The following is a 7,014-nucleotide window of genomic DNA, read 5'->3' on the forward strand; positions in this document are numbered from 1 at the left end:
GGTACCGTCGAGGGCGGTGACCGCGATGGATGTACATGACGAGGTGCTCGACCTGATCGGTGCGTGGGCTCTGGACGCCTGTGACCCGGATGAGGCGGCCGGGGTCGACGCGCATCTGAGCGGGTGCGCGACCTGTGCCGCGGAGGCTCGCCGGCTGCGCGCGGCCGCGGGCTGGCTGGCCGCCGACCGGGTGATGCCGGCGCCGCCCGCCCTGCGCCACCGCGTCCTGGCCACCGCGCAGGCGGCCCGCCCGGCCGCGCTGATGCGCACGCTCGTGGGGGCGTACGCGGGGCAGGCCGACCTTCTCGACCGGCTGCTCGGCGCGGTGCGGGCCGACGACTGGGCGCGTCCCGACCCGCGCCACGAGACCGTCGGCGGGGTCGTGGCCCATCTGGCGGGCAACGACGCGATGCTCGCCGCCGACCTCGGCCTCGCCGTGGTGCCGCTGCCCGACGGGCCGGCCGAGGAGGTGCACGCCGCCTGGCGCGAGCAGAGCCGCGTGATCGTCGAGGGCCTGGCCCGCCGCGACGACGGCCTCGAGCAGCGGGTGCGGCTCGCGCACACCGGCCCGCCGCCGCTGCGGCCGCTGCGCGAGGCGTTGGTGCAGCGGGCCTTCGAGACGTGGACCCACCTCGACGACATCGGCGCCGTGGTGGGCCGCGGCACCACCACGCCACCGCCGGAGCAGGTGCGCCGCATCGTCGACCTGGCCGCCGCGCTCCTGCCCGGCGCGCTCAGCGGCGCCGAGGTGGGCACCGTGCGGCTCGTCCTCGAGGGCACCGGCGGTGGTGAGTGGACACTCCCCTGTGGACCGGGCGACGATACGACCATCTACGCGGACGCGGTCGAGTTCACCCGCCTCGTCGCCAACCGGCGCGGCGCGCACTCGCTCACCCACTCCGCCACCGGCAGCCCGGCGGTGTCGACGCGCGTGCTCCACGTCGCCGCGACGCTGGGATGTGACTGAGCGTGCCACCGGACGAGAGCGACGCGCGGCTGCGGGAGCGGCTCGTCGCCGGTGACGGCGATGCGCTCGCCGAGGTGTACGACAGGTGGTCCGGGCTGATCCACACGCTCGCGATGCGGATCACCGACGACGCCGCGTCGGCGGAAGACATCACGCAGGACGTGTTCGTCGGGTTGTGGCAACGACCGGAGGCGTACGACCCGGAGCGCGGCGCGCTGCGCACCTGGCTGTGCATGCTCGCCCGCAGCCGCGCGCTCGACTGGACCCGGCGGCGGGAGGCGCGGGCGCGATACCACGCGGTGGCCGGCGCGACCGCGGCGGCCGCGCCGGCGTTCGCGGACATAGACGAGGCGGTCATCTGGCACACCGAGACGAAGGTGGTGCGTGAGGCCGTGCAGGCGCTGCCCGACCTCCAGCGGCAGGCGGTGCACCTGGCCTACTACCGGGGGCACACCTACCGCCAGGTCGCCCGCGCGCTCAACATCCCGGAGGGCACGGCCAAGTCGCGGCTGCGGCTCGCGCTGGCCAACATCGCCGAGCGCCTCGCCGCGGAGGGCATCCTCGAACGCTGACCGGCTACACCTCGGGCGAGGTCTGCCGCCAGTAGGCGAGGTTGTGCCGGTTGGCGAGGCCGTCGGCGGGGTGGTCGGTGCCCAGCGCGTGTAGCCGGTCCGAAAGCAGCTCGTCGAGCGCGGCCACGACCTTCGCCGCGTCGCCGACCCCGTCGCGCCAGTAGCCGAGCGCCTGCCGGCCCGCCCGCGTGTGCCGGTGGTCGGCGCCGAAGACCCGGGCGGCGTCGGGCAGCGCCTCCTCCAGCGCCCGCACGGCGGCCGCGGGATCGCCCGCCGCGCCGCGCCAGTGTGCGAGGGACAGACGGGTCACCAGGGTGTCCGGATGGTCGTGGCCCAGCACCCGCCGGCGGTCGCTGACGAGCCCCGCCAGCAGACCCGCGGCGCCGGCGGGGTCACCGGCGCGGCCGCGCCAGTGTGCGAGGTCGTGGCGGGTCGCGAGGGAGTCCGGATGATCGGCGCCGAGAACCCGCGCGACATGGCCGCACAGCGCTTCTAGCGCCGCGGCCGCCGCGGCGGGGTCGCCGGCGCGGCCCCGCCAGTAGGCCAGATTGTGCCGGGCGGCGAGGACGTCCGGATGATCGGCGCCCACCACGCGCAGGCGGTCGGCGACCAGCTCCTCGAGCGCGGCCACCGCACCGCCGGCGTCACCCGCACCGCCGCGCCAGTGGGCGAGGTTGTGCCGGGCCGCGAGCGCGTCGGGATGGTCGTGGCCGAGCACCCGCACCACGTCGCTACGCACCTCTTCCAGCGCGGCCACCGCACCGGCGGCGTCACCGGCCTGGCCCCGCCAGTAGGCGAGGTTGTGGCGGGTCGACAGCACGTCGGGGTGATCGGGGCCGAACACCCGCAGCCGGTCGGCGAGCAGCTCCTCCAGGTCTGCCACGGCGGCGGGGGCCTCGCCGGCGCGGCCCCGCCAGTACGCGAGGAAGCAGCGGGTGGCGAGCGTGTGCTGGTGGTCGGCGCCGAGCAGCCGCCGCCGGTCGGCCACGAGATCCGCCAGCTCCGCCGCCGCGCCGGCCACGTCTCCGGACTTGCCCCGCCAGTACGCGAGCGTGCCACGGGTGGCCAGGGCGTCCGGATGGTCGGGGCCGCGGACCCGGCGGACATCTACCAGCAGCCGCTCGAGGGCCTGGACGGCGGTGGGCGCCGCGCCGGCCTCGCCCTGCCACCGCGCGAGGTCGTGGCGGATCGCCAGCGCGTCGGCGTGGTCGGCGCCCAGCCGGGCGCGCACCTCGGTGTCCATCCGCCGCCAGTACGCGACGGCGGCCGGCAGCTGCCCCGCGTCGCCGAGACTCCGGCCGGCGCGCAGCAGCACCGGGTGGCAGGCCGGGGACCAGACGAGGTCGGGACGCTCCGCGGCGAGGATCGCGGTGTTGGCCCGCAGGGACTGGCCGAGGCCGCGGTCGTGGTCGACCGGAGGCCATGCCTCAAGGAGCGCGTCCGCGGCGGCCCGGCCGGCCACGCGGATGTCACGGCCGGCCAGCTGGTCGCGGGTGGCGCGCTGGACCAGGGCGTGGATCCGCACGCTACGGCTGGCACTCCCCGGGTTGATCGTGACGAGGCTGAGGCGGTGGAGGCAGCGCAGCCCCTCGCGCGCCTCGTCGGCCGAGACCGTCTCACCGGGGCCGGCGCCCTCTTGGCGGGCCCTCGCCAGGTATCGCCGCGCCGCCGCGGTGGTGAACACCGCCTCCGGGATGCCGTTGGGATCCAGCATCGAGGCGAGCACCAGCAACGGCCACGCCAGGCCGCGCGGCGTCAGCTGGTCGGCGAGGCCGATCGAGAGCCGCCAGGTGCTGGCCAGCGTGGCACGGTGGGCGTCGGGGAGCGCGTCGGGCTCGGGCAGCAGGTCGCTGAGCCGCTGGCGCGCGTCGGCGAGCCGCCGCCGGTAGCCGCTCGCGGGCAGGTCGCGGTCGGCGAGGTAGGCCGCCGCCTGCGCCAGGGCAAGGGGCAGGTGCCCGAGGTCGGCGGCGAGGCCCGCCACGTCGTCGGCGAGGTGGCGCCGGTCGCCGAGCTTCGACATCAGGTAGGTGTGTGCCTCGTCGTGGCTGAACACGTCGACGTCGACCAGCCGCCCGTGGCCGGCGAGGGCCGCGTCGCGCCGGCGGGTGGTCACGACCGTGACGCCGCCCGGCACCGACGGCGGCCACAGGTCGGCCAGATGCCCGGGAGACGTCACGTCGTCGAGCACGACAAGCCAGGGCCGGCCGCTCGTGGACAGCCAGGCGAGAAACCGTGCCACCGCCCGGTCGACCCGCGCGTCTTCGATCCCGGTGAGATCGGCGGCGGCTTGCGCGTATGCCGCCTCGACGGCCTCGCGGTCGACCGCCGTGATCCACAAAAGCAGATCGACCCGCCCGGCGGCCCACATCTGCTCGGCGAAGGCGGCGGCGAGTTGCGTCTTTCCCACTCCGCCCAGACCGCATAACACCTGGCGCGGGGTCGAATGCGGGCTCGGGAATGCGGCGGTGAGAAGGGATGAAACGGAGCGCGCCTGATAACAATCGGCGAGAAGCGGCACCGCACCGACTCGATGTGGCCAGGCGACCGGGCGCCGCCCCTGAATGTAGTTGTGCTGGACATTGCCGTGGCCGACCTGCGCGGCTCCGGCGGCGCCGACAGCCACCGCGTACGGCCCCGGCGGAGGTGCGTCGCCGTGCCGCACCGCGACCTCACCCATCGCTCTGACCTCCGGAAACGGGTGTCGCTGACGGCTCAGTGCAGGATGTTGTGCTGGGTGTTGCCATTGCCCACCTGGAGTGCCCGCACCTGACCCACGTGGATGGCCGCTATAGGCGGCCCTCCTTTCGGAGCTCCGATCGCCGCGTGGCGAGATCTGATCCGCCGCCGGCGGCGGCTCAACCTCCGATAAAGATCCTCTAAAAGTATCGCCACCAAAGCCGTGCCACCCGCTGTGGACGCGCCCGTCAAGCCCGCCATCACGAGATCCACTATCGCCTCCCCGCCAACCTGCGCACGGGTCGAGAATAGAACTAGATCACAATTCCCGTGGTACCCGGAAATGGAAAATGAATCTGATCAAAGATATGTAATCTGCTGGAAATAATCGGGCCGCCGCGCCGGGCGCCGGGTTGACAGCCCACCGCCGGTTGCGGCTAGTCTCGGGGTCAGCGCGCTGGGGATCGCGCCGCGACTCGCCGGAAGGCTTGAAGCCACCCCCGCGCTTCGGATGCCGCCTTACGGACGCCGATGCTCTGAGCCGCCCGTGCGAGTCCGGGCCCAGGAGCGAGGTGCTTTTCCGTGAAGACGCTGCCCGACAACCCCAATCTCGACCACCTGCGCCAGCAGGCCAAAGACCTCCTCGCCGGCCTGCGCGACAGCGACCCCGCCGCCACGCTGGCCGCCGCGCAGGCGTCGCTCGCTTCGCAGTACGGCTTCCGCACGTGGACCGACCTCAAGGCCGAGGTCGAGCGGGTGCGCGGCCAGGCGGCCGACGCGGACCCGGCGGTGGCCCGCGCGATCGCCGAGTGCTACGACCTGGGTGAGGTCACCGGCCCGATGCGCCCGGTCGCCCGTCCCGACGACATGGGCCGCCGCTGGACGCTGGAGACCGACCGCGGCCGCTGGGCCCTGCGCGGGCTCGACACCTGGTGGCCGATCGTCGACGCCGAGACCGACACGGCGCTACAGGAGGCCGCGGCCGCCGCCGGGGTACTGCTCCCCCGGCCGGTACGCAGCCGCGCCGGCGCGATCGTCGAGTCGGTCGCCGGGCACGCGTGGCGGGTGTACGCGTCGGTGCGTTCCGGCCCGCCGCTCGCCGCGCCCGCCGGTGCCCACGTCACGCGCGCGGTCGGCGAGGTGCTCGCCACCGTGCACGGGCTGGCCCTGCCGGTCGACCGGATCAGCCCGTGGCACGTCCAGCGCTTCTCCGGCGTGAGCTGGGCCGAGTGGGCCGCGCGGGCGGCGGCGGCCGGTGCCGGCTGGGCGCCCGCGATGGCCACGGCCGCACCGGTCCTCACCGACCTCGAGGCGCTCCGCGACGCCACTGCCCCGCCGGCCGAGGCGCCGGTGCTGTGCCACAACTCGCTCGGCCCGGCCAACGCCCGCCGCGCCGGCGACGGCCGCCTCGTGGTCGTCGGCTGGGAGCACGCCGGCGGGCAGCCGCCGGCCTGGGAGCTCGCCAACGCCCTCTTCGACTGGGCGGTCGAGCCCGGCGGCGGGGTGAACGCGGCCGGCGCCCGCGCGCTCGTCGACGGTTACCGGGCTCGTGCCGGCGGCGTGCCCGCGCTCGACCTGTCGAGCTTCCGCGGGACGATCACCAGCCTGGCCAACTACGTCGCCGGCCAGGTCGGCACGGCGCTGGAGCTGCCGGCCGGTGACGACCGTCGCTACGCCGACCGGAGCGTGGGTCACGTGCTCACCCACCTGGCCACCCGCTCCACCCTGGAGCGCCTCCTGGAGGCCGTGACGGCAGCGCGGCGGTGACGCCGCCGGTGGCCGGAAACGCGGTGGGGCGGCCGGGCGGGCCCGCGTAGCATCTTGTCGCGTGTCGATCGTGGCGCGGTTGCGCGCGGCCGGATGCGTGTTCGCCGAAGACGAGGCGCGCCTGCTCGCCGGCGCCGCCGACACGCCCACCGCCCTAGCCGCGCTGGTCGAGCGGCGGGTGGCCGGCGAGCCGCTGGAGCACCTGCTGGGGTGGGCCGAGTTCCGCGGGCTGCGGATCGCGGTCGACCCGGGCGTCTTCGTACCCCGCCGCCGCACCGAGCTGCTGGTCCGCGAGGCGGTGACGCTGCTGGCCGGCCGGCCGTCGCCACCCACCGTCGTCGACCTGTGCTGCGGCTCGGGCGCCGTGGCCGCCGCGGTGGCCGCGGCCGTCCGGCCGGTCACCCTCGTCGCGACGGACGTCGATCCCGCCGCGGTACGGTGCGCGCGCCGCAACCTGTCGGCCGTGGGCGGGCGGGTCTACCAGGGCGACCTTGACGCGCCGCTCCCCGCCGAGCTGCGCGGGCGGGTCGACGTGCTGGTCGCGAACGTCCCCTACGTGCCCACCGCCGAGCTCCCGCTGATGCCGCCCGAGGCCCGCGACCACGAGCCGAGGGTCGCGCTGGACGGCGGCGCGGACGGCCTGGCGATCCTCCGCCGGGTGGCCGCGGCCGCGCCGGGATGGCTGGCGGTCGGTGGCCACCTGCTGATCGAGACCAGCCTCCGCCAGTCGGGCCCGGCGGCGGATGCCTTCGCGGCGGCCGGGCTCACCCCCCGCGTGGTGACGGACGAGGACCTGGACGCCACCGCGGTCGTCGGCCGCAACAGCGCCTGATCGCTACGAGTAACCACCACGACGGCGTCCGCGGCGCAGCTTCGCGTTCTGGAGACCTTTCGGAGTCGAGGTCGCCGCGGTCTCGAAAGCTCGATCCAAAAAGCAGCCTCGAGCTACCGCGACGATGCTCCTATGGTTGTCAAGCGGCGGGGTCAGGGTCGTTTGTTGTGATGATTTGGTAGAGCTCGCGGGCGATGTAC

General features: G+C 75.2%; 5 protein-coding genes. 4 read left to right on the forward strand and 1 reads right to left on the reverse strand.

All coding sequences use genetic code 11. The features are described from left to right. Positions 1-25 precede the first annotated feature (25 nt). Both ACTMTJ_RS05415 and ACTMTJ_RS05420 read left to right on the forward strand, forming a co-directional pair. Positions 26-967 carry a zf-HC2 domain-containing protein gene (locus tag ACTMTJ_RS05415; protein ID WP_441214960.1) on the forward strand — a complete coding sequence of 314 codons (942 nt, stop codon included), beginning with the start codon at positions 26-28 and terminating at the stop codon, positions 965-967. Positions 968-969: 2 nt separating this feature from the next. After that, positions 970-1,539 carry a sigma-70 family RNA polymerase sigma factor gene (locus tag ACTMTJ_RS05420; protein WP_441214941.1) on the forward strand — a complete coding sequence of 190 codons (570 nt, stop codon included), beginning with the start codon at positions 970-972 and terminating at the stop codon, positions 1,537-1,539. A gap of 4 nt (positions 1,540-1,543) precedes the next feature. Here ACTMTJ_RS05420 and ACTMTJ_RS05425 read toward each other — a convergent pair whose 3' ends face one another. Then, on the reverse strand, positions 1,544-4,216 hold the full coding sequence (locus tag ACTMTJ_RS05425; RefSeq protein ID WP_441214942.1) for a tetratricopeptide repeat protein: 2,673 nt from the start codon (positions 4,214-4,216) through the stop codon (positions 1,544-1,546). A gap of 581 nt (positions 4,217-4,797) precedes the next feature. On the opposite strand from ACTMTJ_RS05425, the gene ACTMTJ_RS05430 reads away from it, so the two are divergent. Next, positions 4,798-5,982 (forward strand): phosphotransferase, encoded by a 1,185-nt coding sequence (locus ACTMTJ_RS05430; RefSeq protein WP_441214943.1) that lies wholly within the window; start codon positions 4,798-4,800, stop codon positions 5,980-5,982. A gap of 61 nt (positions 5,983-6,043) precedes the next feature. After that, a complete protein-coding gene (locus ACTMTJ_RS05435) occupies positions 6,044-6,814 on the forward strand; it encodes a putative protein N(5)-glutamine methyltransferase (protein WP_441214944.1) in 771 nt (256 codons plus the stop codon). The last annotated feature ends 200 nt before the right edge of the window (positions 6,815-7,014 follow it).

Origin of the sequence: Phytohabitans sp. LJ34, assembly GCF_052068095.1 — a bacterium.
Taxonomy (GTDB): Bacteria; Actinomycetota; Actinomycetes; order Mycobacteriales; family Micromonosporaceae; genus Phytohabitans.

Excerpts from the sequence above, each read along its gene's own strand:
- ACTMTJ_RS05415 (WP_441214960.1), top strand. The coding sequence starts at position 26 with ATGGATGTACATGACGAGGTGCTCGACCTGATCGGTGCGTGGGCTCTG.
- ACTMTJ_RS05425 (WP_441214942.1), bottom strand. The coding sequence starts at position 4,216 with ATGGGTGAGGTCGCGGTGCGGCACGGCGACGCACCTCCGCCGGGGCCG.